General features: G+C 73.5%; 27 protein-coding genes. 26 read left to right on the top strand and 1 reads right to left on the bottom strand.

Going from position 1 to position 26,179, the window contains the following annotated elements; genetic code table 11:
- Positions 1 to 328: 328 nt before the first annotated feature.
- The 26 genes from ribD (at position 329) to argH (ending at position 25,721) form a co-directional block, all read left to right on the top strand.
- Entirely contained in the window at positions 329 to 1,390 is a 1,062-nt protein-coding gene (gene ribD, locus ACIBR0_RS19725) for a bifunctional diaminohydroxyphosphoribosylaminopyrimidine deaminase/5-amino-6-(5-phosphoribosylamino)uracil reductase RibD (RefSeq protein WP_396717511.1), read from the top strand.
- Between the two features lies 1 nt (position 1,391).
- The gene (locus tag ACIBR0_RS19720; protein ID WP_357041968.1) at positions 1,392 to 2,003 is read left to right on the top strand and encodes a riboflavin synthase; all 612 of its coding nucleotides are present in this window, start codon (positions 1,392 to 1,394) and stop codon (positions 2,001 to 2,003) included.
- On the top strand, positions 2,003 to 2,701 hold the full coding sequence (gene pnuC, locus ACIBR0_RS19715) for a nicotinamide riboside transporter PnuC (RefSeq protein ID WP_396717509.1): 699 nt from the start codon (positions 2,003 to 2,005) through the stop codon (positions 2,699 to 2,701). The genes ACIBR0_RS19720 and pnuC overlap by 1 nt, the downstream gene beginning before the upstream one ends.
- Positions 2,698 to 3,963: a bifunctional 3,4-dihydroxy-2-butanone-4-phosphate synthase/GTP cyclohydrolase II gene (locus ACIBR0_RS19710; protein ID WP_396717506.1), complete on the top strand. Its 1,266-nt coding sequence runs from the start codon at positions 2,698 to 2,700 to the stop codon at positions 3,961 to 3,963. Before pnuC ends, ACIBR0_RS19710 begins: the two co-directional genes overlap by 4 nt.
- Positions 3,964 to 3,965: 2 nt before the next feature.
- Complete coding sequence (gene ribH / locus ACIBR0_RS19705; protein WP_396717504.1) at positions 3,966 to 4,463, top strand: 6,7-dimethyl-8-ribityllumazine synthase; 498 nt, start codon at positions 3,966 to 3,968, stop codon at positions 4,461 to 4,463.
- A gap of 256 nt (positions 4,464 to 4,719) precedes the next feature.
- Entirely contained in the window at positions 4,720 to 4,983 is a 264-nt protein-coding gene (locus ACIBR0_RS19700) for a phosphoribosyl-ATP diphosphatase (protein ID WP_013732805.1), read from the top strand.
- A 47-nt stretch (positions 4,984 to 5,030) separates the two neighbouring features.
- Entirely contained in the window at positions 5,031 to 5,876 is an 846-nt protein-coding gene (gene hisG / locus ACIBR0_RS19695; protein ID WP_396717502.1) for an ATP phosphoribosyltransferase, read from the top strand.
- Positions 5,873 to 6,919 (top strand): DMT family transporter, encoded by a 1,047-nt coding sequence (locus ACIBR0_RS19690; protein ID WP_396717499.1) that lies wholly within the window; start codon positions 5,873 to 5,875, stop codon positions 6,917 to 6,919. Before hisG ends, ACIBR0_RS19690 begins: the two co-directional genes overlap by 4 nt.
- A complete protein-coding gene (locus tag ACIBR0_RS19685; protein ID WP_357041493.1) occupies positions 6,916 to 7,389 on the top strand; it encodes a PH domain-containing protein in 474 nt (157 codons plus the stop codon). Before ACIBR0_RS19690 ends, ACIBR0_RS19685 begins: the two co-directional genes overlap by 4 nt.
- 348 nt (positions 7,390 to 7,737) lie before the next feature.
- Positions 7,738 to 8,388, top strand: a complete 651-nt coding sequence (gene infC, locus ACIBR0_RS19680; protein WP_396717496.1) for a translation initiation factor IF-3 — start codon at positions 7,738 to 7,740, stop codon at positions 8,386 to 8,388.
- A gap of 19 nt (positions 8,389 to 8,407) precedes the next feature.
- Positions 8,408 to 8,602: a 50S ribosomal protein L35 gene (gene rpmI / locus ACIBR0_RS19675; protein WP_007458415.1), complete on the top strand. Its 195-nt coding sequence runs from the start codon at positions 8,408 to 8,410 to the stop codon at positions 8,600 to 8,602.
- 32 nt (positions 8,603 to 8,634) lie between these two features.
- Positions 8,635 to 9,027, top strand: coding sequence for a 50S ribosomal protein L20 (gene rplT, locus ACIBR0_RS19670; RefSeq protein ID WP_109944367.1), 393 nt, complete (start codon positions 8,635 to 8,637; stop codon positions 9,025 to 9,027).
- A gap of 72 nt (positions 9,028 to 9,099) precedes the next feature.
- Complete coding sequence (locus ACIBR0_RS19665) at positions 9,100 to 9,948, top strand: TrmH family RNA methyltransferase (protein ID WP_396717494.1); 849 nt, start codon at positions 9,100 to 9,102, stop codon at positions 9,946 to 9,948.
- 166 nt (positions 9,949 to 10,114) lie between these two features.
- On the top strand, positions 10,115 to 11,182 hold the full coding sequence (gene pheS, locus ACIBR0_RS19660) for a phenylalanine--tRNA ligase subunit alpha (RefSeq protein WP_396717492.1): 1,068 nt from the start codon (positions 10,115 to 10,117) through the stop codon (positions 11,180 to 11,182).
- Between the two features lie 59 nt (positions 11,183 to 11,241).
- On the top strand, positions 11,242 to 13,788 hold the full coding sequence (gene pheT / locus ACIBR0_RS19655; RefSeq protein WP_396717489.1) for a phenylalanine--tRNA ligase subunit beta: 2,547 nt from the start codon (positions 11,242 to 11,244) through the stop codon (positions 13,786 to 13,788).
- Between the two features lie 218 nt (positions 13,789 to 14,006).
- The gene (locus ACIBR0_RS19650) at positions 14,007 to 15,218 is read left to right on the top strand and encodes a nucleotide sugar dehydrogenase (RefSeq protein WP_396717487.1); all 1,212 of its coding nucleotides are present in this window, start codon (positions 14,007 to 14,009) and stop codon (positions 15,216 to 15,218) included.
- A complete protein-coding gene (locus ACIBR0_RS19645; protein WP_357035794.1) occupies positions 15,215 to 16,000 on the top strand; it encodes a glycosyltransferase family 2 protein in 786 nt (261 codons plus the stop codon). The genes ACIBR0_RS19650 and ACIBR0_RS19645 overlap by 4 nt, the downstream gene beginning before the upstream one ends.
- A gap of 8 nt (positions 16,001 to 16,008) precedes the next feature.
- Positions 16,009 to 17,034, top strand: a complete 1,026-nt coding sequence (locus ACIBR0_RS19640; RefSeq protein ID WP_396717484.1) for an NAD-dependent epimerase/dehydratase family protein — start codon at positions 16,009 to 16,011, stop codon at positions 17,032 to 17,034.
- Between the two features lie 164 nt (positions 17,035 to 17,198).
- On the top strand, positions 17,199 to 18,200 hold the full coding sequence (gene argC / locus ACIBR0_RS19635; protein ID WP_396717481.1) for an N-acetyl-gamma-glutamyl-phosphate reductase: 1,002 nt from the start codon (positions 17,199 to 17,201) through the stop codon (positions 18,198 to 18,200).
- Between the two features lie 46 nt (positions 18,201 to 18,246).
- Positions 18,247 to 19,419: a bifunctional glutamate N-acetyltransferase/amino-acid acetyltransferase ArgJ gene (argJ, locus tag ACIBR0_RS19630; protein WP_396717480.1), complete on the top strand. Its 1,173-nt coding sequence runs from the start codon at positions 18,247 to 18,249 to the stop codon at positions 19,417 to 19,419.
- 58 nt (positions 19,420 to 19,477) lie between these two features.
- Positions 19,478 to 20,365, top strand: a complete 888-nt coding sequence (gene argB, locus ACIBR0_RS19625; protein ID WP_396717477.1) for an acetylglutamate kinase — start codon at positions 19,478 to 19,480, stop codon at positions 20,363 to 20,365.
- On the top strand, positions 20,362 to 21,606 hold the full coding sequence (locus ACIBR0_RS19620) for an acetylornithine transaminase (RefSeq protein WP_396717474.1): 1,245 nt from the start codon (positions 20,362 to 20,364) through the stop codon (positions 21,604 to 21,606). Before argB ends, ACIBR0_RS19620 begins: the two co-directional genes overlap by 4 nt.
- Positions 21,603 to 22,529 (top strand): ornithine carbamoyltransferase, encoded by a 927-nt coding sequence (gene argF, locus ACIBR0_RS19615; RefSeq protein ID WP_396717472.1) that lies wholly within the window; start codon positions 21,603 to 21,605, stop codon positions 22,527 to 22,529. The genes ACIBR0_RS19620 and argF overlap by 4 nt, the downstream gene beginning before the upstream one ends.
- Positions 22,526 to 23,041, top strand: coding sequence for an arginine repressor (locus tag ACIBR0_RS19610; protein WP_357037506.1), 516 nt, complete (start codon positions 22,526 to 22,528; stop codon positions 23,039 to 23,041). Before argF ends, ACIBR0_RS19610 begins: the two co-directional genes overlap by 4 nt.
- Positions 23,038 to 24,243 carry an argininosuccinate synthase gene (locus ACIBR0_RS19605; RefSeq protein WP_396717469.1) on the top strand — a complete coding sequence of 402 codons (1,206 nt, stop codon included), beginning with the start codon at positions 23,038 to 23,040 and terminating at the stop codon, positions 24,241 to 24,243. The genes ACIBR0_RS19610 and ACIBR0_RS19605 overlap by 4 nt, the downstream gene beginning before the upstream one ends.
- Positions 24,244 to 24,257: 14 nt before the next feature.
- On the top strand, positions 24,258 to 25,721 hold the full coding sequence (argH, locus tag ACIBR0_RS19600) for an argininosuccinate lyase (protein WP_396717733.1): 1,464 nt from the start codon (positions 24,258 to 24,260) through the stop codon (positions 25,719 to 25,721).
- A gap of 97 nt (positions 25,722 to 25,818) precedes the next feature.
- On the opposite strand, the gene ACIBR0_RS19595 is transcribed toward argH, so the two are convergent.
- On the bottom strand, positions 25,819 to 26,172 hold the full coding sequence (locus tag ACIBR0_RS19595; RefSeq protein WP_396717467.1) for an MmcQ/YjbR family DNA-binding protein: 354 nt from the start codon (positions 26,170 to 26,172) through the stop codon (positions 25,819 to 25,821).
- Between the last annotated feature and the right edge of the window lie 7 nt (positions 26,173 to 26,179).

The raw sequence follows: 26,179 nt of genomic DNA, 5'->3' as shown, positions 1-26,179 counted from the left end.
CGCTGGCGGGACTCGGTGAAATTCCGAACCGGCGGTGATCCACGGTCCGACCGTGGTAAGCCCGCGACCCGGTCGGCCTCGTGCCGCCCGGTGGACCTGGTGAGAATCCGGGGCCGACGGTTGGGTGCGGGCATGCCCGCTCCCAGACAGTCCGGATGGGAGACAGCGCGCGGGACGGACGGGCGTGCCCGGCCGCCGAGGTTCGGCGTGCCGTGACCGCCCCCCGGGTCGGCTCTGCCGTACCCGTGCCCTCCGCCGCCGCACGCCCGCGGCCCCATGCCGCCGCTCCCGTCGCCGCCCGCGCGCCGACCGAGTGAGAGGGCAGGGCATGGCCGGGGTCTCCGTGGACGAGGCGATGCGCCGTGCGGTCGAACTGGCCGCGCGCGGCCTCGGCACGACCAGCCCCAACCCGGTGGTGGGCTGCGTGCTGCTCGACGCCGACGGCCAGGTCGTCGGGGAGGGCTTCCACGCCTACGCCGGCGGGCCGCACGCCGAGATCGTCGCGCTCGCCCAGGCCGGCGAGCGGGCCCGCGGCGGCACCGCCGTGGTCACCCTGGAGCCCTGCGACCACACGGGCCGCACCGGCCCCTGCAGCCTCGCGCTGGTCCAGGCCGGGGTGGCCCGCGTCGTCATCGCCGTGCCCGACCCCAACCCGGTCGCGGCCGGGGGCGCCGCCACGTTGCGCGCCTCCGGGGTCCAGGTCGACCTGGGCGTACGCCGGGCGGAGGCGGAGACCGGCAACGTCGCGTGGCTCACCTCGATGCGCCGGGGCTGGCCGTACGTCATCTGGAAGTACGCCGCGACGCTCGACGGCCGATCCGCGGCGGCCGACGGCACCAGCATGTGGATCACCTCCGAGGCGGCCCGGATGGACGTGCACGCGTTGCGCGGCACCGTCGACGCGGTCGTCGCCGGGGTGGGGACGGTGCTCGCCGACGACCCCCGGCTCACCGCCCGGAACCTGCGCGACGGCTCGCTGGCCATCCGGCAGCCGCTGCGGGTGGTGGTGGACTCGGCCGGTCGTACGCCCGCCGACGCCCGGGTCCGCGACGGCGCCGCCCGGACGTGGATCGCCACCGCCGCGGAGGTCGGTGCCGGCCCGGACGGCCGGGTCGACCTGCCGGCGCTGCTCGCCGCGCTGCACGGGCGCGGGATCCGCGCAGTGCTGCTGGAGGGCGGCCCGAAGCTGGCCGGGGCGTTCCTCGCCGCCGGCCTGGTCGACAAGATCGTCGCCTACGTCGCGCCGCGCCTGCTCGGCGCCGGTCCCACCGCGCTGGTCGACGCGGGTGTGACGACCATCGCCGAGGCCATCGACGTGGACTTCGTCGACGTTACGCAGGTCGGCCCCGACCTGCGGATCACCGCGCTGCCCCGGAAGAGGGAGGCCTGACATGTTCACCGGCATCGTCGAGGAGTTGGGCGAGGTCGTCCGGATCACTCCGACGGCGGGGGACTCGGCGCTGGTCGCGGTCCGTGGCCCGCTGGTCACCTCGGACGCCCGGCACGGCGACTCCATCGCGGTCAACGGGGTCTGCCTGACGGTGGTCGACGCCGCCGACGGCGTCTTCACCGCCGACGTGATGGGTGAGACGCTGCGCCGCTCGGCCCTGGGCGCGCTGCGCCCGGGGGACCCGGTCAACCTGGAGCGCGCCGCCGCCCTCGGCAGCCGGCTGGGCGGGCACATCGTGCAGGGGCACGTGGACGGCGTCGGCGAGGTGACCGCCCGGGAGCCGGCCGCGCAGTGGGAGACGGTGCGTTTCCGGCTGCCCGCCGCCCTGGCCCGGTACGTGGTGGAGAAGGGCTCGGTCACCGTCGACGGCGTGTCGCTGACCGTCGCCGAGGTCGGCCCGGACTGGTTCGCCGTCGGGCTGATCCCGACCACCCTGAAGCTGACCACCCTCGGCGCCCGACAGGTCGGTGACCCGGTGAACCTGGAGGTCGACGTCCTCGCCAAGTACGTCGAGCGGCTGCTCGGCGCCGGCGGTACGGGGCAGGTGGCCTGATGGGTCCCCTCGGCTGGTTGCTGCACGCGCAGGTGGAGATCGCCGGTTCGCCGGTGCTGGTCCGGGAGATCGTCGGCAACGGTTTCGGGCTGGCCTCGGCGCTGCTCGGCCTGCGTCGGGTGGTCTGGGCCTGGCCGGTCGGCATGATCGGCAACGCGCTGCTGCTCACCGTCTTCCTCGGCGGCGTCTTCGCCACCCCGCAGGCGCACGACCTCTACGGGCAGGCCGGCCGTCAGGTCTTCTTCTTCGCCGTCAGCCTCTACGGCTGGTGGCGCTGGTCGCGTACCCGCCGTCTGGGGCTGGACGCCGACGGCGCCGCCGTCACGCCGCGCTGGGCCACCGCCCGGGAGCGGGCGGGCCTGCTGCTCGCCGCGGTCGTCGGCACCGCCGCCGCGTACCCGGTGCTGGCCGCCCTCGGCTCGTGGGGGCCGCTGCCGGACGCGTGGATCCTCACCGGAAGCCTCCTCGCCACGTACGGCATGGCGCGCGGCTGGGTGGACTTCTGGCTGATCTGGATAGCCGTGGACGCGGTCGGCGTACCGCTGCTGCTGCGGGGCGGCTTCTACCCGTCGGCGGCGATGTACCTGTTCTACGGCGCGCTCTGCGTCGCCGGCCTCGCCGCCTGGTGGCGCACCTCGCGGGCCGCCCGACCGGCACCCGCACCGATCCCGTCGACCTATTCGGAGGCCGTCGCATGACCAGGTTCGCGAGTATCGAGCAGGCGGTGGCGGACATCGCCGCCGGACGACCGGTCGTCGTGGTCGACGACGAGGACCGGGAGAACGAGGGCGACCTGATCTTCGCCGCCGAACTGGCGACGCCGGAGCTGCTCGCCTTCATGGTGCGGTACACGTCCGGCTACGTCTGCGTACCGCTCACCGAGAGCGAGTGCGACCGGTTGGACCTGCCGCCGATGCACCACACCAACCAGGACAAGCGCGGCACCGCGTACACGGTCACGGTGGACGCCCGCGAGGGCGTCACCACCGGCATCTCCGCCGCCGACCGCGCGCACACCATCCGGCTGCTCGCCGACGCCGGGACCGGCCCGGCCGACCTGGCCCGCCCCGGCCACGTCGTGCCGCTGCGGGCCCGCGAGGGTGGTGTCCTGCGCCGGCCCGGCCACACCGAGGCCGCCGTCGACCTGACCCGGCTGGCCGGGCTGCGCCCCGCCGGCGTGCTCTGTGAGCTGGTCAACGACGACGGCACCATGATGCGGCTGCCGGACCTGGAGAAGTTCTGCGCCGAGCATGCACTGACCCTGGTCACGATCGCCGACCTGGTCGCGTACCGGCGGCGGACCGAGAAGCAGGTCGAGCTGGTCGCGGACGCCCGGATGCCCACGCGGCACGGGGTGTTCCGGGCGCTGGGCTACCGCAGCGAGCACGACTCGGCCGAGCACGTGGCACTGGTCATGGGCGACATCGGCGACGGGCGCGACGTCCTGGTCCGGGTGCACTCCGAGTGCCTCACCGGGGACGTGTTCGGCTCGGTGCGCTGCGACTGCGGCCCGCAGCTGAACGCCGCCCTGGAACGGGTCGCCCGGGAGGGCCGGGGCGTGGTGCTCTACGTGCGTGGTCACGAGGGGCGGGGCATCGGCCTTCTGCACAAGCTCCAGGCGTACCAGCTCCAGGACCTCGGCCGGGACACCGTGGACGCCAACCTCGACCTGGGCCTGCCGGCCGACGCGCGGGACTACGGCACCGGCGCCCAGATCCTCTACGACCTCGGCGTACGCACGATGCGGCTGCTCACCAACAACCCGGCGAAGCGGGCCGGGCTGGAGGGGTACGGCCTGACCATCACCGGCCGGGAGGGGCTGCCCGTCCGGCCGCACCCGGAGAACGTGCGCTACCTGCGGACGAAGCGGGACCGGATGGGGCACCTGTTGGACGAGTTGGACGAGGTGACCGAGGCCCCGATGGGCCGCCCGGTCGCCGGCGACGAGATCGGAGCGTAGGGATGGCGGGTTTCGGTGAACCGGGCGTGGAGGCGGTGGACGCGGCCGGGATGACCGTGGGTGTGGTCGCCGCCCGGTGGCACGGCGAGCTGACCGACCACATGCTGCAGCGGGCGGTGGCCGCCGCCGAGGCGTGCGGGGCGCGGGCGGTCGTCGCCCGGGTGGCCGGTTCGGTGGAGCTGCCGGTGGTGGCCCAGGCCCTGGCCCGCCGCTGCGACGTGGTCGTCGCTCTCGGTGTGGTGGTACGCGGCGCGACGGCGCACTTCGACTACGTCTGCCGCTCGGTGACCGACGGGCTCACCCGGGTCGCCCTCGACGAGGGCAAGCCGGTCGCCCACGGTGTGCTCACCGTGGAGACCATCGAGCAGGCCCGCGACCGGGCCGGCCTGCCGGGCTCCGCCGAGGACAAGGGCTGGGCCGCCACGGTCGCGGCGCTCGACGCCGCCCTGGCGGTCCGGACGCTCGCCGGCATCGGTCAGCGGGTCGGCTTCGCCGGCTGATCCCCGGCGCCCGATCCGGTCGCGGCGACCCGGCGCCCGTGGGGCGGTCGGGGTCGTGGGCGCTCCTGCCGCCGCGTGGCTCGTGCGTCGCGTGCCGCACGAGCAGGTGTTCCCGCCGCCACGTCGCTCCGAGTGACGACGCCGGTCCGGTTGCCCTCCGTGACTGCGGTCGTCACGCGCACCCACCGACCGCACCCACCGCGCGCGCCGGACCCCGGGGCTGCCCTGGCCGGGGGACAGTTGAGAGAATCACCGGGTGAAGACGTTCGAGGAGTTGTTCGCCGAGCTGCAGGCCAAGGCCGCCGCCGGCACCCCGGGCTCGGGCACGGTCGCGGCCCTGGAGAAAGGGGTGCACTTCATCGGCAAGAAGGTCGTCGAGGAGGCGGCCGAGTCGTGGATGGCCGCCGAGCACGAGGGGCCGGAGCGCACCGCCGAGGAGATCTCCCAGCTGCTCTACCAGGTCCAGGTGCTGATGCTCGCCAGTGGTCTGGAGCTGAAGGACGTCTACCGACATCTGTGAGTGCGCCCCCGCGTTGATCCTCCCCGATCGTTAAGGAGCACTCCGTCATGCTGCGTGTCGCCGTACCCAACAAGGGCGCCCTCGCCGAGAAGGCCGCCCAGATGCTGCGCGAGGCGGGCTACCGCCAGCGCACCGACCCGAAGGACCTGGTCTGCCGGGACGAGCCCAACGACATCGAGTTCTTCTACCTGCGTCCGAAGGACATCGCCACCTACGTCGGTTCCGGTGACCTCGACGTCGGCATCACCGGCCGGGACCTGCTGATCGACTCGGGCGCGCCGGCCGAGGAGGTGGTGGACCTCGACTTCGGCCGGGCCACCTTCCGCTTCGCCGCCCGCCCCGAGGACATCGCCTCGGTGCAGGAGCTGGGCGGGCACCGGATCGCCACCGCGTACCCGGGCCTCGTCGAGCGGCGCCTCGCCGAGCTGGACGTCAAGGCCGACGTGATCCGTCTCGACGGCGCGGTGGAGAACGCCATCCGGCTCGGCGTCGCCGACGTCGTCGCCGACGTGGTGGAGACGGGCACCACGCTGCGCCAGGCCGGCCTGGTCGTCTTCGGTGATCCGCTGCTGCGCTCGTCGGCCGTGCTGGTCCGGCGCACCGGGGCACCGACCCGGCCGCAGGCCGAGCAGCTGCTGCGCCGCCTGCACGGGGTGCTCGTCGCCCGCCGCTACGTGATGCTCGCCTACGACGTCCCGGCCGGCCTGCTCGACCGGGCCAGCTCGTTGACCCCGGGCATCGAGTCGCCGACGGTCTCGCCGCTGCACCGCGAGGGCTGGGTGGCCGTGCAGGCCATGGTGCTCAGCGACGACGTGCACCGCATCATGGACGAGCTCTACGAGCTGGGAGCCCGGGCCATCCTGGTCACCAACATCCACGCCTGCCGGCTGTGAGCCGGCCGCCCGCCCCGGCCGCACCCCGGCCCTCGCCGGCTGACCCGGCGCCGTCGGCGACCGGTGCACCGCAGCGGGTCCGGCGGCTCCTGCCGGCCTGGCTGGCGCTGCTGTTCGTCGGGCTCGGCGGTGCCGCCGCCGCGGTGCAGGGCGCGGCCAACGCCGAGCTGGGCGAGCGCGCCGGGGATCCCACCATCGCCGCCGCCGTCAACAACGTCGGCGGGAGCCTGCTGATCGGGCTCGCCGTGCTCGCCCTGCCGTCGGTACGGGCCGGACTGGCCGCGTTACGGCACGCCCGGCTGCCCTGGTGGGCCTACCTGGGCGGGTTGGGCGGGGCGACGATCGTCCTGCTCGGGGCGTACGTCGTGCCGGTGCTCGGGGTGGCCCTCTTCACGATCGCCGGGGTGGCCGGCAGCAGTGTGGGCGGGTTGGCCGTGGACCGGGCCGGCCTCGCCCCGGTGGGCCGGCTGGCGCTGACCGGACCACGCCTGGTCGGCGCGCTGCTCGGCGTCCTCGCGGTGGGGCTGGCCCAGCTCGGCCAGCCCGTCGGTGACCTCGCGCTCGGGCTCGTCGCGCTCACGGTCGCCGGCGGGGTGGGGATCGCGCTCCAGTCGGCACTCAACGGCCGTGTCTCCGCCGCCAGCTCGCCCGCCGCCGGGGTCGCGGTCAACTTCGCCGTCGGTACGCCGGTCGTCCTGCTCGTCGCGGCCCTGGCCGGTGCCTTCACCGGGCCCGCCCCGACCTGGCCCGACGCCTGGTACCTCTACACCGGCGGTCTGCTCGGGGTCGGGATCGTGGCCTCGCTGGTGGTGGGCGTCCGGGTGGTCGGCGTGCTGCGTACCGGCCTGGTCGCGGTCGCCGGCCAGCTCGGCGGTGCGCTGCTGCTGGACGCGCTGCTGCCGGGTGGCGCCGGCGTACGCCTGCCGGTGGTCGCCGGCGCGCTGCTCACGCTGCTCGCGGCGCTCGTCGCCGGCCGCGGCGCCCGCACCACGCGTGTGGCGGCGGCGGGTGCGCCGGCGGCGGGTGGCAGACTGGTGGGGTGAGTGAAACCGAGTCGGTCCGCCTCCGTCCCCGCCGGATCCGGGTGGTCTGCTGGGCCGCCGCGATCGCGTTGGTGGTGGTGTTCAGCCTGGTGGCCACCTCGCTGAGCGGCGCCACGGGTGACGGCTACGGCACCTTCCAGCGCGGCGACCAGTTCGCCATGATCGGTCTCGGCGTCTTCGGCGCCCTGGGCTTCCTGCTCTTCACCCGCCCCCGGGTCGAGGCCGACGCGCGCGGCGTGCGGGTGCGCAACGTCGTCGGATCGTACGACCTGCCCTGGGAGGTCGTCCGGAGCGTCCGCTTCGACCGGGGCGCGCCCTGGGCGAGCCTGGAGCTGCACGACGACGACCTGCTGCCGATGGTGGCCCTCCAGGCCGCCGACAAGGAGCTGGCGGTCGACGGGGTGCGCGCGCTGCGCCGGCTGCACCAGGCCCACCAGGCCCGCCTCGCCGAGGGTGCCACCGGGCGCTGACCGTGCGCCGGGACGGGTTCGACCGGTGGAGGGGCCCGGGTTGGGACGCCGGCGGCCGAGGGTGTAATGTCGTGGAGTCGACCAGGCTGTCTCCGCACGCGAGCAGACAGCCATGAAAGAGGAGCTCCCGCTCCCACCCGAGTCGCCGCCACGGTGGCCGGGTCCGGTCACCGGTTCCGGGCACGTCCCGGTCCCGGATGCGCGATCATGTGATCGTGCCGACCGGTCGAGCGGGCCCTGGCATACGCCGGGGCCCTCTGCTTTCCGGGTCGGTTCCCATCCGGGAACCGCGGGGTCGGCCACGCAGCAGATCCGACTCGAGGAGGCCCCATCAGCGTCGAACCACGCGTGAACGAGCAGATCCGGGCACGTGAGGTCCGACTGGTCGGCCCTGAGGGTGAGCAGGTGGGCATCGTCCCGCTGGAGCGCGCCCTGCAGCTGGCCGCGGACGTCGACCTGGACCTGGTCGAGGTTGCGCCGATGGCGCGCCCGCCGGTGTGCAAGCTCATGGACTTCGGCAAGTTCAAGTACGAGAGCGCACTGAAGGCGCGCGAAGCGCGGCGTAACCAGCAGCAGACCGTCATCAAGGAGATGAAGCTCCGGCCCAAGATCGACCCGCACGACTACGAGACCAAGAAGGGTCACGTGGTGCGGTTCCTCAAGGCCGGCGACAAGGTCAAGGTGACGATCATGTTCCGCGGTCGCGAGCAGAGCCGCCCGGAGCTGGGCTACCGGCTCCTGCGCCGGCTCGAGTCCGAGATCACGGAGCTGGGATACGTCGAGGCCGCTCCGAAGCAGGACGGCCGAAACATGATCATGGTTCTCGCGCCGCACCGGGCCGTCAAGGCCTCCGCGGTCGCCGCGACGGCGTCCCGCGGTGGACCCCGTGACCGGAACGCGGACGAGTCCGCCGCTCCGGAAGCCGGGGAGACCGCGGCAGCCGGCGAGACCGCAGCAGCCGGTGACACCGGCACCGTCGCCGGCACCGGCGGCGAGTAACAGGGGAGAGACGTTCCACATGCCGAAGATGAAGTCGCACACGGGTATGGGCAAGCGGGTCAAGGTGACCGGCAAGGGCAAGATCGTTGCCCAGCAGGCCGGGCTTCGCCACAACCTGGAGAAGAAGCCCTCCACCCAGACCCGGCGCCTGACCGGCACGGTCGTGCTGGCCAAGGCCGACGTCAAGCGCATCAAGAAGCTGCTCGGCCGCTGACGCGCGCCACCTTTACGTAAGAAGGAGTTGAGATGGCACGCGTCAAGCGGGCTGTGAACGCCCAGAAGAAGCGTCGTACCCTGCTGGAGACCGCGAGCGGCTACCGCGGTCAGCGCTCCCGCCTGTACCGCAAGGCCAAGGAGCAGGTGCTGCACTCGATGCAGTACGCGTACCGGGACCGTCGTGACCGCAAGGGCGACTTCCGGCAGCTGTGGATCCAGCGGATCAACGCGGGCGCCCGGGCCAACGGGATGACCTACAACCGGCTGATCCAGGGCCTGCGCCTGGCCGGTATCGAGGTCGACCGCAAGATCCTGGCCGACATGGCCGTCAACGACGCCGCCGCCTTCGCGGCGATCGTCGAGCTGGCCCGGGCCGCGGTCGCGGCCGAGGGCACCGGTGGCGCGGCGGCCCAGGCCGCCTGATCCCCGCCAGCAACGCCCGCGAGGCGCCCCCCGTCACCTGCGAGGGGCGCCTCGCCCACGTCTGAGGAACCCATGCCCTTCACTCCGCGTACGCCCCGGGTGGTCGCCGCCCGCCGGTTGCAGCGCCGCCGGGACCGCGAGGCGACCGGCCGCTTCCTGGCCGAGGGGCCGCAGGCGGTCCGCGAGGCCCTGGCCCGTGCGGGGGTGGTCACGGAGCTGTTCGGTACGCCGACCGCCCTCGACCGGTACGCCGACCTGGCCGCCCGCGCGGCCGGCGCCGACGTGCCGGTCTCCGAGGTGACCGACGAGGCGGTCGCCGCCCTCGCCGAGACCGTCGCACCGCAGGGCCTGGTGGCCGTGTGCCGGCACGTCGACGTGCCGTTGGAACGGGCCCTGTCCGGCGCGCCCCGCCTGGTGGCGGTGCTCGCCGACATCCGGGACCCGGGCAACGCCGGCACCGTGCTCCGCACCGCCGACGCCGCGGGAGCCCAGGTGGTGGTGTTCGCCGGGGAGGCCGTCGACCCGTACAACGGCAAGGCCGTGCGGGCGTCGGCCGGCAGCCTCTTCCACCTCGACGTGGTCCGCGCGCCCGACCCCCGCGACGCGGTCGAGGCGCTCCGCGAGGCGGGGCTGTCGATCCTCGCCACCACCGGGTACGGCGACGACGACCTGGACGACCTGGCCGACGACGGCCGCCTGGCCGCGCCCACGGCGTGGCTGTTCGGCTCCGAGGCGCACGGCCTGCCCGAGGAGCTCACCGGCGCCGCCGACGCCCGCGTCCGGGTGCCCCTGTACGGGCGCGCCGAGAGCCTGAACCTGGCTGCGGCCGCCGCCGTCTGCCTGTACGCTTCAGCGAGAGCACAGCGTCGACCGTCGACCGGTCGCGCGGGACAGACAGCAGGGGAGAACGTCCGCCCATGAACGCGCCACGGCGTTCGTTTAGCCAGCCCGCCGGTGTCGGCGGGCGGCGGGCCTGACCTGCTTTCCGCACAACTCCCACCGGCGGGCTGCGGCACAGCCGCGCGTCCGTAGACTCGCCTAGCCGCCCGTGAGGGCCGGCGCCGCCGTGAGGGAGTGCCCGTTCGCCATGAGCTACCGCAACGATCCGTACGACCCGAAGCAGGTCGCCCTGCTCGACCCGGCCGCCCTGGCCGACGCCGTCACCGACGCCGAGAAGGCGTTCGCGGCCGCCGGTAATCCGGACGCGCTGACCGCGCTGCGCCCCGCGCACCTCGGCGACCGCTCGCCGGTGTCCCTGGCCCGTCGGGAGATCGGCGCGCTGCCGCCGGCGGCGAAGTCCGACGCCGGCAAGCGGGTCAACGAGGCCCGCCGGGCGATCGAGGCCGCCTACGCCGCCCGCGCCGAGATCCTCGACCGCGAGCAGGCCGAGCGGATGCTGGCCGAGGAGCGGGTGGACGTCACGTTGCCGTACGACCGGCGCCCGTCCGGTGCCCGGCACCCGGTCAGCACCCTGATGGAACAGGTCAGCGACTTCTTCGTCGGGATGGGCTACGAGGTGGCCGAGGGCCCCGAGGTCGAGCTGGAGTGGACCAACTTCGACGCGCTGAACATCCCGCCGGACCACCCGGCCCGCGGCCTGATGGACACCTTCCACGTCGCGCCGGAGAACTCCGGGATGGTGCTGCGGACCCACACCTCGCCGGTGCAGGCGCGGACGATGCTGAGCCGGAAGCCGCCGATCTACGTGATCTGCCCCGGCCGGGTCTACCGCACCGACGAGCTGGACGCCACCCACGCGCCGGTCTTCCACCAGGTGGAGGGCCTGGTCGTCGACAAGGGCATCACGATGGCGCACCTGCGGGGCACACTGGACCACTTCGCCCGGGCCATGTTCGGGCCGGATGCGAAGACGCGGTGGCGGCCGCACTACTTCCCGTTCACCGAGCCGTCGGCCGAGTTCGACGTGTGGTTCCCGGAGCACCGCAAGGGCCCGCAGTGGGTCGAGTGGGGCGGCTGCGGCATGGTCAACCCGCGGGTGTTGCGGGCCTGCGGCATCGACCCGGACGTCTACTCCGGATTCGCCTTCGGCATGGGCATCGACCGGACCGTCATGTTCCGCCACGGAGTGGGCGACATGCGGGACATGGTCGAGGGCGACGTCCGGTTCACCCGGGCGTTCGGCCACGGGTCATGAGCGGTCGGGACGGCGTGAGCGGCGTGCGGGTACGAGTTACGGAGACGGTGGTCTGAGTCATGCGAGTTTCTGTCAGCTGGCTGCGGGAGTACGTGGACCTGCCCGCCGACCTGGCCCCGGGCGACCTGGAGCAGGCCCTGGTCGACCTCGGCATCGAGGTCGATTCCATCTTGGACCTGGGTGAGACGGTCACCGGGTCGCTGGTGGTCGGTGAGGTCCGCGAGATCGAGGAGCTCACCGGCTTCAAGAAGCCGATCCGGTTCTGCCGGGTCGACGTCGGCGCCGCCAACGGCACCGGTGAGCCGCAGGAGATCGTCTGCGGGGCGCGCAACTTCGCCGTCGGCGACCGGGTGGTGGTGATCCTCCCCGGCGGTGTCCTGCCCGGAAACTTCGCCATCGGTTCCCGCAAGACGTACGGGCGCAACTCCAACGGCATGATCTGCTCGGCGAAGGAGCTGGGCCTCGGCGACGACCACTCCGGCATCATCGTGCTGCCGGAGCAGGTCCCCGGCAAGCCGGGCGACGACGCGCGCCCGCTGGTCGGGCTGGACGACGTGGTGGTGGAGGTCGAGGTGACCCCGGACCGCGGCTATCAGATGTCGGTGCGGGGCATCGCCCGCGAGCTGGCCCACGCCCTCGGGGTGGGTTTCCAGGATCCCGGTCTCACGCCGGCGCCCGGGGCCACCGAGCGGCCCGCGTACCCGGTCGAGGTCCGGGACACCGTCGGCTGCGACCGGTTCGCCGCCCGCATGGTGCGCGGCGTCGACCCGGCCGCACCCACCCCGGACTGGATGGCGCGCCGGCTCACCACCGCCGGCATCCGCAGCATCTCGCTGCCGGTCGACATCACCAACTACGTGATGCTCGCGCTCGGCCAGCCGATGCACGCCTTCGACGCCGACCGGATCGCCGGCCCGTTGGTGGTCCGGCGCGCCGAGGCGGGGGAGAAGCTGACCACCCTGGACGGTGTGACCCGCACGCTCGCCGCCGAGGACATGGTGATCTGCGACGACACCGGCCCGATCTCGCTCGCCGCCGTGATGGGCGGGCAGACCAGCGAGGTCGTCGACAGCACGGTGAACGTGCTGTTCGAGGCCGCGCACTGGGACCCGGTGATGGTCGGGCGGACCGCCCGCCGGCACAAGCTGTTCAGCGAGGCCGCCAAGCGGTGGGAGCGGGGCGTCGACCCCGCGCTGCCGCTGGTCGCGCTGGACCTCGCGGTGGGGCTGCTGGTCACGCACGGCGGCGGCGCCGCCGGCGAGGAGGTCCTCGACATCGACCACGTCCGGCCGCGTACGCCGGTCGTCCTGCCGGCCGACCTGCCCACCCGCCGGGTCGGGGTGGAGTACCCGCCGGCCCGGGTGGTCGCCCTGCTCGAGCAGGTCGGCTGCACCGTTGCCGCCGGCGCCGACCGGCTCGGCGAGGACCCGGGCACGGTCGGTGTCGCCGCCGGTGGCGCCGTCGCGCTCACCGTCACCCCGCCGAGCTGGCGGCCCGACCTCACCGACCCGGCCGACCTGGTCGAGGAGGTGGTCCGCTTCGACGGGTACGACCGCGTGCCGTCGGTGCTGCCGGTGGCGCCCGCCGGCCGGGGCCTGACCTGGCAGCAGCGGCGTCGGCGGGCCGTGGCCCGGGCGCTCGCCGACCAGGGGTACGTCGAGGTGCTCACGCAGCCGTTCGTGTCCACGGAGCTGGCGGACCGGCTCGGCCTGCCCGCCGACGACGCGCGGCGGCGGGCGGTGCGGGTGGCCAACCCGCTGTCCGAGGAGGAGCCGCTGCTGCGCACCAGCCTGCTCGGCCCGCTGCTCGGGGCGCTCAGGCGCAACCTCGGCCGGGGGTTGCGGGACCTGGCGCTGTACGAAATCGGCACGGTGTTCCACCCGCGTTCCGGCGCCGGCACCCCGCCGCACATGGGCGTGGAGCGCCGGCCGTCGGACGCGGAGTTCGCGGCCGCCGACGCGGTGCTGCCCGACCAGCCCCGGCACGTGGGCGTGGTCCTCGCCGGGGAGATCGAACAGACCGGTTGGTGGGGCGCGGGCCGCACCGCCGGCTGGGCGGACGCCGTCCAGGCCGGCCGGGAGGTCCTCGCGGTCGCCGGGATCCCCGCCGAGCGGGTCACGGTCCGGGCCGGCGAGTACGCGCCCTGGCACCCGGGGCGGTGCGCGCAGCTGCTGGTGGACGACACCGTCGTCGGGTACGCGGGCGAGCTGCACCCGGCGGTCCTCGCCGGGCTGGAGCTGCCCCGGCGTACGTGTGCCATGGAGCTGGACCTGGACGCGGTGCCGGCGGCGCCGATGGCGCCCGGGCCGGCGGTGTCCGGGTTCCCGCCCGCGCTGATCGACGTGGCGCTGGTCCTGGACGCCTCGGTACCGGCCGCGCAGGTGCAGGAGGCGCTGGTCGAGGGTGCGGGTGAGCTGCTGGAGTCGGTGCGGCTGTTCGACGTGTACGCCTCCGAGCAGCTCGGGGCGGGCCGCCGGTCGCTGGCGTACAAGCTCACCTTCCGCGCCCCGGACCGGACGCTGACGGTGGAGGAGGCGGTGGCCGCCCGCGACGCGGCGGTCGCCCGCGCCGCCGAGCGCTTCGGAGCGGTGCTCCGCGGCGCCTGACGTGCAAGGAAGGGCCCCTTCTTAACGCCAGGCGTTAAGAAGGGGCCCTTCCTCACGTTCGTCGGTGAGGGAGTCGTCACCGACGGTAGATGATCGGCCGAATGGTCAGAGGCGAAGGATCGTTCGGTTACCCATGAGTCACGTCCGAGCGGTTAGCCTGCTGTGATTCCGGCTGACGCCGGGATCGCACCCCCCGCCACCCCCACGGGAGTCCACCGATGTCCGAGGAACCGCCCGAGTCGCCCACCACGGTGGACGTCTGCATCGTCGGTGGCTGTGGCCGGGTCGGCCTGCCGCTGGGCATCGCCTTCGCCTCGCGCGGGCTCTCCGTCGTGCTGTACGACATCAACGCCGACGCCGTGGCGACGGTGAACGCGGCGACGCTGCCGTTCGCGGAGCCGGACGCGGCCGGACCGCTGGCCGAGGCGGTCGCCGCCGGCCGGCTGCGGGCCACCACCGACCCGGCCAGCGTCGGCGTCTCCGAGCACCTGGTCGTGGTCGTCGGCACGCCCGTCGACGAGCACCTCAACCCGGACCTGGGCGCGGTGCCCCGGGCGTTGGAGCGCTGCGCGGAGCACCTGCGCGACGGGCAGTTGATCGTGCTGCGCAGCACCGTCTACCCCGGCGTCACGGCCCTGACCGAGAAGCTCCTGGTCGGCAAGGGCATCCGCGCCGACGTGGCGTTCTGCCCGGAGCGCATCGCCGAGGGACGGGCGATGACCGAGCTGTTCACGCTGCCGCAGATCGTCGCCGCCCGTACGCCGGACGCGCTGGCCCGGGCCGAGAAGCTGTTCCGGCACCTGACCGAGCAGATCGTGCCCCTCGAACCGGAGGAGGCGGAGCTGGCGAAGCTGTTCACGAACACCTGGCGGTACATCAAGTTCGCCACCGCCAACCAGTTCTGGATGATGGCCAACGACTTCGGCCTGGACTTCGCCCGGATCCGGCACGCGGTGGCGTTCGACTACCCGCGTGCGGCGGACCTGCCGATGCCCGGTTTCGCCGCCGGGCCGTGCCTGTTCAAGGACACCATGCAGCTGGCCGCCTTCAACCGGAACAACTTCGTGCTCGGCCACTCCGCGATGCTCATCAACGAGGGGCTCCCGCTGTACCTGGTGTCGCGGCTGGAGGACCGGTTCGACCTGGCCGAGTCGACGGTCGGCATCCTCGGCATGGCGTTCAAGGGCGGCAGCGACGACCCGCGGGAGAGCCTGGCCTACAAGCTGCGCAAGATCCTCGCCCTGAAGACCCGGGAGACCCTCTGCACCGACCCGTACGTGGCCGACGAGCGCCTCGTCGACCTCGACGAGGTGCTGGAGCGGGCCGACCTGCTGGTCATCGCGGCCCCGCACGAGCAGTACGCGCGCCTCGACACCGACAAACCGGTGATCGACATGTGGGGCCTGACCGGGACGGGGGTGCGGGTGTGAAGCCCCGGGTCTCGGTGATCGTGCCGGTCTACAACGAGGGCGAGGCGATCCTGCGCTGTCTGGAGCGCATGCTCCGGGAGCTGCTGCTGCCCGCCGAGGTCCTCATCGTGCACGACATGCCGGAGGACACCACGGTCCCGTACGTCGAGCAGGTCGCCCGTACCGATCCGCGCGTCCGGGCGGTGCTCAACACGTACGGGCGCGGTCCGGCGAACGCGATCCGCTTCGGCATCGACGCGGCCACGGCCCCGGTCGCGGTGGTCACCATGGCCGACGGTTGCGACGATCCGCGGCAGATCGACGAGCTGGCCCGGCTGGTCGACCGGGGCGTGGTGGTCGCCGCCGCGTCCCGGTACATGCCGGGCGGCCAGCAGGTCGGCGGGCCCCGGTTGAAGCGGATGATGTCGCGCTGGGCGGGCCGCAGCCTCTACACCCTCGCCCGGGTCGGCACGCGGGACGCCACCAACAGCTTCAAGGCGTACGACACGGCCTTCGTCCGCCAGGTGGGGATCGAGTCGCGGACCGGTTTCGAGATCGGCCTGGAACTGACCGCCAAGGCCACCCGCCTGCGGTTGCCGGTCGCCGAGATCCCGACCATCTGGCTGGACCGGCCGCTCGGCGAGTCGCACTTCGACCTGGGCCGGTTCCTCCCCGGCTACCTGCGCTGGTACTTCTTCGCCTACGGTCGACGGCTGAGCGCCGGGAAACTGGCCACGCCGGCACGGCCCGCCGCCGTGCCGGCCCAACCCCGCGACAGCACCGAGTTCGAGAAGACCGCATAGGAGCGCACGTGGCGAAGGTCCTGGTTACTGGTTCGGCCGGCTTCATCGGCGGCTATCTCGTCGAGGAGCTGTTGGGCCGGGGCCACGAGGTGGTCGGCATCGACAACTTCTCGAAGTACGGGCCGGTGAGCCACAGCTACGACGACCACCCCCGCTACCGGTTCGTCGAGGGCGACGCCCGGGACGCGGACCTGCTGACCGAGCTGCTGGACGGCTGCGACCACCTGGTCGCCGGCGCGGCGATGATCGGCGGCATCTCCTACTTCCACGCGTACGCCTACGACCTGCTCGCCACCAACGAGCGGATCATGGCGTCGACCTGCGACGCGGCGATCCGGGCGCACCGCGACGGGCGGCTGGCGAAGGTCACCTACCTGTCGTCCTCGATGGTCTACGAGTCGACCGAGCAGTGGCCGAGCCGGGAGGGCGACGAACGGCGCATCCCGCCGCCGCTGTCCTCGTACGGCTTCCAGAAGCTGGCGGTGGAGTACTACGCGCGGGCGGCCTGGGAGCAGTACGCGCTGCCGTACACGATCGTGCGGCCGTTCAACTGCGTCGGCGTGGGCGAGGGGCGGGCGCTCGGTCAGGCCGAGGTGCTCTCCGGCAACGTGAAGCTGGCCATGTCGCACGTCGTGCCCGACCTGGTGCAGAAGATCGTCAAGGGGCAGGACCCGCTGCACGTCCTCGGTGACGGCAGCCAGGTGCGGCACTACACCTACGGGGGCGACCTGGCCCGGGGCATCGCCACCGCGATCGAGCACCCGGCGGCGCGCAACGAGGACTTCAACCTCTCCACGGCCGAGTCGACCAGCGTCCTCGACCTGGCCGGACTGATCTGGCGCAAGATCAAGGGACCGGACGTGCCGTTCCGCCACGTGTCCGACGAGCCGTTCCGGTACGACGTCCAGAAGCGGGTGCCGGACGTGACGAAGGCCCGCGAGGTGCTTGGCTTCACCGCCACCACCGGCCTGGACGAGATGCTCGACGAGGTCATCCCGTGGGTGACGCGGGCGGTCGAGGAGGGCCGCCTCTGATCGGCCCCGCTGTCCGTTCCGGGCCCGTGCCGCGTCCTGCGGCACGGGCCCGGCCTTCTCGGGGAAAGGCGGGTGGCCGCCACCACACCTCATCTCCATGCAATACATTGCATGACCATGCACTGAGCTGTTAGCCTCTGCTGCATAGTCATGCGGAGGTGAGTATGGGAATCCGAGTCGCGGTCGCCGGAGCGAGCGGCTACGCCGGGGGCGAGCTGATCCGCCTGGTCGCCGGGCACCCGGAGTTCGACCTGGTCGCCGCCACCGCGCACAGCCAGGCCGGTCACCGCCTGGACGCCGTACACCCGCAGCTCACGGGCCTGGACCTGGTGCTCGGCGAGACGGACGCGGCGACCCTGGGCGACGCGGACCTGGTCTTCCTCGCCCTGCCGCACGGTGAGTCGGCGGCCCTCGCCGCCCAGCTTCCGCCGGAGGTCCGGATCGTCGACCTCGGCGCGGACCACCGGCTGGCCAGCCCGTGGGACTGGGCCCACTACTACGGTGGCACGCACGCCGGGCAGTGGACCTACGGCCTGCCGGAGCTGCCCGGCCAGCGGGAGCTGATCGCCACGTCGACCCGGGTGGCGAACACCGGCTGCTACGCCGCCGCCATCTCCCTGGCGCTCGCCCCGCTGGTCGCCGCGGGCGCCGCCGACCCCGCCGACGTGGTGGTCGTCGCCGCCTCCGGCACCTCCGGCGCCGGCCGGGCCGCCAAGCCGCACCTGCTCGGCAGCGAGGTCATGGGGGACCTGTCGCCCTACCGGGTCGGCACCCACCAGCACGTGCCCGAGATCAAGCAGGCCACCGGCGCGACCGGCCTGTCGTTCACCCCGCTGCTCGCGCCGATGCCGCGCGGCATCCTCGCCACGGTCACCGCCGTCCCGGCGCGCGGCGTCGACCCCCGGGCGGTGCTCGCCGAGGCGTACGCGGACACGCCGTTCGTGCACGTCCTCCCCGAGGGCGCCTGGCCGCACACCGCCGCCACCCTCGGCTCCAACTCCTGCCACCTGCAGGCCACGGTCGACGTCGACTCCCGCCGGATGATCGTGCTCAGCGCACTGGACAACCTCGGCAAGGGCGCCGCCGGCCAGGCCGTGCAGAACGCCAACCTCATGCTCGGCCTGCCGGAGACGACGGGCCTGTCCATCTGGGGCGTGGCGCCGTGAGCGCGGCGCACCACAGCCCCGCAGTCGCGAACGAAAGGCCGGCACCGTGAGCGTCACCGCTCCCCGGGGCTTCCGGGCGGCCGGCGTGGCCGCCGGGCTCAAGGCCAGCGGCAACGCCGACGTCGCCCTCGTCGTCAACGACGGGCCCGACGCCGGTGTCGCCGGCGTGTTCACCGCCAACCGCGTCAAGGCCGCACCGGTGCTCTGGACCCAGCAGGTCGTCCGGGGCGGCGTCGTCCGGGCCGTGGTGCTCAACTCCGGCGGCGCCAACGCCTGCACCGGCCCGGCCGGCTTCCAGGACACCCACGCCACCGCCGAGCACACCGCCGCCGCGCTCAGCTCGGCCAGCGCCCGCCTGCTGCTCGGCGCGGGCGAGGTGGCGGTCTGCTCCACCGGCCTGATCGGTGAGCGGCTGCCGATGCCGGCGCTGCTGTCCGGCGTCCGCACCGCCGTCCGGGGACTGTCCCGCGACGGCGGGATGCCGGCCGCCCAGGCGATCATGACCACCGACACCCGGCCGAAGACCGCCGTCGCGCAGGGCAGCGGCTGGACGGTCGGCGGGATGGCCAAGGGCGCCGGCATGCTCGCCCCCGCGATGGCCACGATGCTCTGCGTGCTCACCACCGACGCGGTGGCGGGCCCGGACACCCTCGACGCGGCGCTGCGGGCGGCCTGCCGGGTCACCTTCGACCGGATCGACTCCGACGGCTGCATGTCCACCAACGACACCGTCCTGCTGCTGGCCAGCGGCGCGAGTGGCATCGCACCGACCGAGGAGGAGCTGACCGCCGCGGTCACCGCCGCCACGCACGACCTGGCCCAGCAGTTGATCGCCGACGCCGAGGGCGCCACCAAGCAGATCGCCATCGAGGTGCTCGGCGCCGCGAGCGAGGACGACGCGGTCGAGGTGGGCCGGTCGGTGGCCCGCAACAACCTGGTCAAGACCGCGCTGTTCGGTAACGACCCCAACTGGGGCCGCATCCTCGCCGCCGTCGGCACCACCGCCGCCGTGTTCGAGCCGGACGGCGTGGACGTCGCGGTGAACGGGGTCTGGGTGTGCCGGTCCGGCGCCGCCGCCGAGGACCGTTCGAAGGTCGACCTGACCGGCCGGGACGTCACGATCCGCATCGACCTGCACGCCGGCGCGGCCGCCGCGACGATCTGGACCAACGACCTGTCCCACGCGTACGTGCACGAGAACTCGGCGTATTCGACGTGAGCGCGAGGAACGCAGCGAAGCGGAGTCCCGCAGTCGCGAACGAATGGCAGGCTCGGACATGAACCTCTCCACCGACCTCACCCGCGCCCAGGCGAAGGCCGCCACGCTGATCGAGGCGCTGCCCTGGCTGGAGCGCTTCTCCGGCTCGATAGTCGTGGTCAAGTACGGCGGCAACGCCATGGTCGACCCCGAGCTGCAGCGGGCCTTCGCCGCCGACATGGTCTTCCTGCGGTACGCGGGCCTGAAGCCCGTCGTGGTGCACGGCGGCGGCCCGCAGATCTCGGCGATGCTCGGCCGGCTCGGCATCCCCAGCGAGTTCCGGGGCGGTCTGCGGGTCACCACCCCGGAGGCGATGGACGTGGTCCGGATGGTGCTCGTCGGCCAGGTCGGCCGGGAGCTGGTCGGGCTGATCAACAGTCACGGCCCGTTCGCCGTCGGCCTCTCCGGCGAGGACGGCGGGCTGTTCACCGCGGTGCGGCGGCCGGCTTACGTGGACGGGGAACCGGTCGACGTGGGTCAGGTCGGTGACGTGGAGTCGGTGGACATCTCGGCGGTGACCGACCTGATCGCCGCCGGCCGGATCCCGGTGATCTCCACCGTGGCCCCGGACACCGACGGGGTGCTGCACAACCTCAACGCCGACACCGCCGCGGCCGCTCTCGCGGTCGCCCTGGGCGCGCGCAAGCTGGTCGTCCTCACCGACGTCCCCGGCCTGTACGCCCAGTGGCCCGACACCACCAGCCTGGTCAGCGAGATCACCGCCGACGACCTGGCGAAGCTGCTGCCGTCGCTGGAGTCGGGAATGGTGCCGAAGATGGAGGCCTGCCTGCGGGCGGTGCGCCAGGGTGTGCCCGCCGCGCACGTCGTGGACGGCCGGGTCGCCCACTCCACACTGCTGGAAGTGTTCACGTCGGAAGGCTTCGGAACGATGGTGATCCCGTCATGAGTGCGCTCGTGAACCGCTGGCGGCAGTCGATGATGGACAACTACGGCACCCCGTCGCTGGCGCTGGTCGCCGGTTCCGGCGCCGTCGTGGTCGACGAGGCCGGCCGGGAGTACGTCGACCTGGTCGGGGGCATCGCGGTCAACGCCCTCGGGCACGCCCACCCGGCCGTGGTGGCCGCCGTGTCGAAGCAGGTCGCCACCCTCGGGCACGTCTCCAACCTGTACGTCGCCGAGCCGCCGGTGGCCCTGGCCGAGCTGCTGCTCGCCCTCGCCGGGCGCCCCGGCCGGGTGTTCCTCGCCAACTCCGGCGCCGAGGCGAACGAGGCGGCCTTCAAACTGTCCCGGCTCACCGGCCGGTCGCACGTGGTCGCCGCCCGGGGCGGCTTCCACGGCCGGACCATGGGTGCCCTCGCCCTGACCGGGCAGCCGGCCAAGGCCGACCCGTTCCGCCCCCTGCCCGGTGAGGTGACCCACGTCGACTACGGCGACGTGGCCGCCCTGGAGGCGGCGGTCACCGACGCCACGGCGATGGTGATCCTGGAGCCGGTCCAGGGGGAGAACGGCGTCGTCGTGCCGCCACCCGGCTACCTGGCCGCCGCCCGCCGGATCACCGCCCGGCACGGCGCGCTGCTGGTGCTGGACGAGGTGCAGACGGGCGTCGGTCGTACCGGGCACTGGTTCGCCCACCAGGCCGACGGCGTCGAGCCGGACGTGGTCACCCTGGCCAAGGGGCTCGGCGGTGGCCTGCCGATCGGTGCCGCCCTGGCCTTCGGCCGGGCCGCCGAGCTGCTCGGTCCCGGGTCGCACGGCACCACCTTCGGCGGCAACCCGGTCAGCTGCGCCGCCGCCCTCGCGGTGGTGGCGACGATCGCCAACGAGGGCCTGCTGGACCACGTCAAGCGGGTCGGCGAGCGGCTGCGCCGGGGCGTCGAGGCGCTCGGTCACCCGTTGGTCGGTGAGGTGCGGGGCGCCGGCCTGCTGCTCGGCGTGGTGCTGACCGCGCCGGTCGCGGCGGTGGCCGCCGAGGCGCTGCGGGAGGCCGGCTTCCTGGTCAACCCGGTGCAGCCCGGCGTGCTGCGGCTCGCCCCGCCGCTCGTGCTCACCGCCGCCCAGGCCGACGCCTTCCTGGCGGCCCTCCCGGCCGCCCTCGACGCGACGGTCCCCGCCGCCGCGCCGGCCGTCGACCCGCTCGCGGCCCCATCAGCCCCGATGACCCCGACCAGCACGGAGGCCCGCGCGTGACCCGGCACTTCCTGGCCGACGACGACCTGTCTCCCGCCGAGCAGTCGGCCGTGCTCGACCTCGCCGCGCGGATGAAGGCCGACCGGTTCGCGTACAAGCCTCTGGCGGGGCCGCGGTCGGTGGCGGTGCTCTTCGACAAGCAGAGCCTGCGTACCCGGATCTCCTTCGACGCCGGCATCGCCGAGCTGGGCGGTCACCCGCTCGTGGTGGACACCCAGGTCACCCACTTCGGGCGGGGCGAGACCCTCGCCGACGCCGGCCGGGTGCTCTCCCGCTACGTCGCGGCGATCGTGCTGCGCACCTACGGCGACGACCGGATCGCCGAGGTGGCCGAGGGCGCCACCGTGCCGGTGGTCAACGCACTCACCGACACCTACCACCCGTGTCAGCTCCTGGCCGACCTGCTCACCGTCCGCGAGCACTGCGGCGGCACGCGGGGGCGGACCCTCGCGTACGTGGGGGACGCGGCGAACAACATGGCGCACTCGTACCTGCTGGCCGGGGCGACCGCCGGGATGCACGTCCGGGTGGCCGGTCCGGCCGGCTTCGCGCCGGAGGAGGAGATCGTGGCCCGCGCGGAGAAGATCGCCGCCGCCACCGGCGGGTCGGTACGCGTGCTGACCGACCCGGTCGCGGCGGTGGCCGGCGTCGACGTGGTCGCCACCGACACCTGGACCTCGATGGGCCAGGAGGACGACGGGCTGGACCGGATCACGCCGTTCCTGCCGTACCAGGTCAACGACGCGCTGCTCGCCCACGCCCGGCCCACGGTGATCGTGCTGCACTGCCTGCCGGCGCACCGGGGCGAGGAGATCACCGACGAGGTGCTCGACGGCCCGCGCAGCGCGGTGTTCGACCAGGCGGAGAATCGGCTGCACGCCCAGAAGGCGCTGCTGACGTTTCTCCTGGAGGCCACCCCATGACCGCCCCGCTGACCCGCGCCGCCCGGCACGCCCGCATCGTCGAGCTGATCCGGGACAAGGAAATCCACTCGCAGCCCGAACTGGCCGACCTGCTCGCCGGTGACGGCATCCAGGTCACCCAGGCCACCCTGTCCCGGGACCTGAAGGAACTGGGCGCGGTCACCGCGCGCGCCGGCGACGGCCGGGGCGTCTACGTGATCCCCGAAGACGGCCACCGGCCGCTGCGGGACGCCGAGACCGCGCCGGCCCGGCTGGTCCGGCTGCTGCGCGAACTGCTCAACGGGGTCGACTCCAGCGGCAACATCGCGGTGTTGCGTACCCCGCCGGGCGCAGCCCAGTACCTGGCCAGCGCGTTGGACCGGGCGGGCCTCACCGAGATCGTCGGCACCATCGCCGGCGACGACACCATCCTCGTCGTGGCCCGCGAGGCCGACGGCGGGGCCGCGCTCGGCGACAAGCTCGCCGGGTGGGCCCGCCGCGAAGAGACCGTCGAAGGGAGCACCACACCGTGACCGAGCGGGTCGTCCTGGCGTACTCGGGGGGTCTCGACACCTCCGTCGCCATTCCCTACCTGGCCGAACGGACCGGCGCCGAGGTGATCGCGGTGGCGGTCGACGTCGGGCAGGGCGGCGAGGACCTGAACGCCATCCGGCAGCGCGCCCTGGACTGCGGAGCCGTGGAGTCCGAGGTGGTCGACGCGCGCGACGAGTTCGCCGCCGGGTACTGCCTGCCGGCGATCCGGGCCAACGCTCTCTACATGGACCGCTACCCGTTGGTCTCCGCGCTGAGCCGGCCGCTGATCGTCAAGCACCTGGTCGCCGCGGCCCGCAAGCACGGCGGCACGATCGTGTCGCACGGCTGCACCGGCAAGGGCAACGACCAGGTCCGCTTTGAGGTCGGCCTGGGCGCGCTCGCCCCCGACCTGAAGATCGTGGCGCCGGCCCGGGACTTCGCCTGGACGCGGGACAAGGCCATCGCCTTCGCCGAGGAGAAGGGGCTGCCGATCGACGTGTCGGCGAAGTCGCCGTACTCCATCGACCAGAACCTGTGGGGCCGTGCGGTGGAGACCGGCTTCCTGGAGGACATCTGGAACTCACCGGTCGAGGACGTGTACGCGTACACGTCGGACCCGGCGCAGGAGCGTGACGCCGACGAGGTGGTCATCACCTTCGACGCCGGCGACCCGGTGGCGATCGACGGCGAGACCGTCACCCCGTACCAGGCGATCCTGGAGCTGAACCGGCGCGCGGGCGCGCAGGGTGTGGGCCGGCTCGACATGGTCGAGGACCGCCTGGTCGGCATCAAGAGCCGCGAGGTGTACGAGGCGCCGGGTGCGATCGCCCTCATCACCGCCCACCAGGAGCTGGAGGCGGTCACCGTCGAGCGGGACCTCGCCCGGTTCAAGAAGAGTGTGGACCAGCGCTGGGGCGAGCTGGTCTACGACGGCCTGTGGTTCTCGCCGCTGAAGGACTCGCTGGACGCCTTCATCGCCGACGCGCAGCAGCACGTGTCCGGCGAGGTGCGGATGACCCTGCACGGAGGCCGGGCCACCGTCACCGGCCGGCGCTCCGAGGCCAGCCTGTACGACTTCGGCATGGCCACCTACGACACGGGCGACACGTTCGACCAGTCGCTGGCGAAGGGCTTCGTGCAGCTGTGGGGCCTGCCCAGCAGGATGGCCGCCGCCCGGCACGCCCGGTTGGGTGGTTCCTGATCGTGGGCACCACAATGGGCGGCGTGGACGACAAGAGCCTGACCGAGAACAGTGCCGCCACGAACCGTACGAGCCTGTGGGGCGGCCGGTTCGCCGGCGGCCCCGCCGAGGCCCTGGCTCGCCTGTCGGTGAGCGTGCAGTTCGACTGGCGGCTGGCCCCGTACGACATCGCGGCCTCCCGGGCGCACGCCCGGGTCCTGGCCGGCGCCGGGCTGCTCGACCCGGAGGAACTGGGTCGGATCCTGGCCGCGCTGGACGACCTGGAGGCGGCCTGCGCCTCCGGGCAGTTCCGCCCGACCATCGACGACGAGGACGTGCACACCGCCCTGGAGCGCGGTCTGCTGGAGCGCCTCGGCAGCCTGGGCGGCAAGCTGCGCGCCGGCCGGTCCCGCAACGACCAGGTCGCCACCGACCTGCGTCTCTACCTGCGCGACCACGCCCGGGGTGTGGCGGGTCGGCTGGTGGAGCTGGCCGAGGCACTGGTGGAGCAGGCCGAGCGGCACGTGAGCACGGCCGCGCCGGGCATGACGCACCTCCAGCACGCCCAGCCGGTCACGTTCGGGCACTGGCTCCTCGCGCACGTGCAGCCGCTGCTGCGTGACCTGGAGCGGCTGCGCGACTGGGACCACCGGACGGCGATCAGCCCGCTCGGCGCCGGCGCCCTCGCCGGCTCCGGCCTGCCGCTGGACCCGGTGGCCGTCTCCAAGGAGCTGGGCTTCCGGACGTCCTTCGCCAACTCGATGGACGCGGTCGCCGACCGGGACTTCGTCGCCGAGTTCCTCTTCGTCACCGCGCTGGTGGGTGTGCACCTGTCCCGCCTCGGCGAGGAGGTGGTGCTGTGGACGTCGCACGAGTTCGGCTGGGTCGAGCTGGACGACGCCTTCGCCACCGGCTCGTCGATCATGCCGCAGAAGAAGAACGCGGACATCGCCGAGCTGGCCCGGGGCAAGTCCGGCCGGCTCGTCGGCGGCCTGATGAGCGTGCTGACCATGCTCAAGGGCCTGCCGATGACGTACGACCGTGACATGCAGGAGGACAAGGAGCCGGCCTTCGACGCGGTCGACACCCTGGAACTGCTGCTGCCGGCCCTCGCGGGGATGATCTCCACGATGACCGTACGGGTCGACCGGCTGGTCGCCGCCGCCCCGGTCGGCTTCTCCCTGGCCACCGAGGTCGCCGACTGGCTGGTCCGCAAGGGCGTGCCGTTCCGCGACGCGCACGAGATCACCGGCAAGCTGGTGGCGCTGTGCGTGGCCCGGGACTGCGCGCTCGACGAGGTCTCCGACGACGACCTGACCGCGGTCAGCGAGCACCTCGACCCGAGCGTCCGGGACGTCCTGTCGGTCTCCTCGGCCCTCGCCGCCCGGATCACGCCCGGCTCCACCGGCCCCGGCCCGGTCTCCGACCAGTTGGCCGCGGCAGCGGACAAGCTAGCCGGCTGGCGAGAGTGGGCGTCCGAACACGTCGTCCCCCGCTGAGCCCGCCGGGGCCGCCGGGGCCGCCGGCTTGCGGTGCGCAACTTCGGGGAAAATGCGCCCTCCCGGCCACCTGAGGCAGCACTTTCCCCGAAGTTGCTCACGTCGGCGGGCGTTCCCGCCTGGGCAGCTTGGCCACTACCGCCTCGTAGGAGGCGTCTACGGCCTCGGTCAGGTCGTCGTTGGGGATGTCGCCGTTTAGGCGCAGGGTGTTCCAGCCGGACCGGCCGATGTACGGCGAGGGTCGCGCGTCGGCGGGGAACCGGTGGATCCACTCGTCGGCGACGGTGCGGTCCGGCCCGCACTTCACCCCGATCCGGGGCTCGGTGCCGGCCCCGCCGAGGAACGCGAAGATCCGGCTGCCGACCTTCACCACCTCGTCGCCCTCCCACGGTCGGTCCAGCCAGGCGCCCGGCTTCGCCAGGCAGTACGCCCGCATCGTCTCGCGCTCCATCGGCATC

The sequence above is a fragment of the Micromonospora sp. NPDC049497 genome (assembly GCF_044465805.1).
Classification (GTDB): Bacteria; Actinomycetota; Actinomycetes; order Mycobacteriales; family Micromonosporaceae; genus Micromonospora.
Note: the sequence above shows the minus strand (reverse complement) of the source record. Positions and strands in the feature narration are given on the sequence as shown.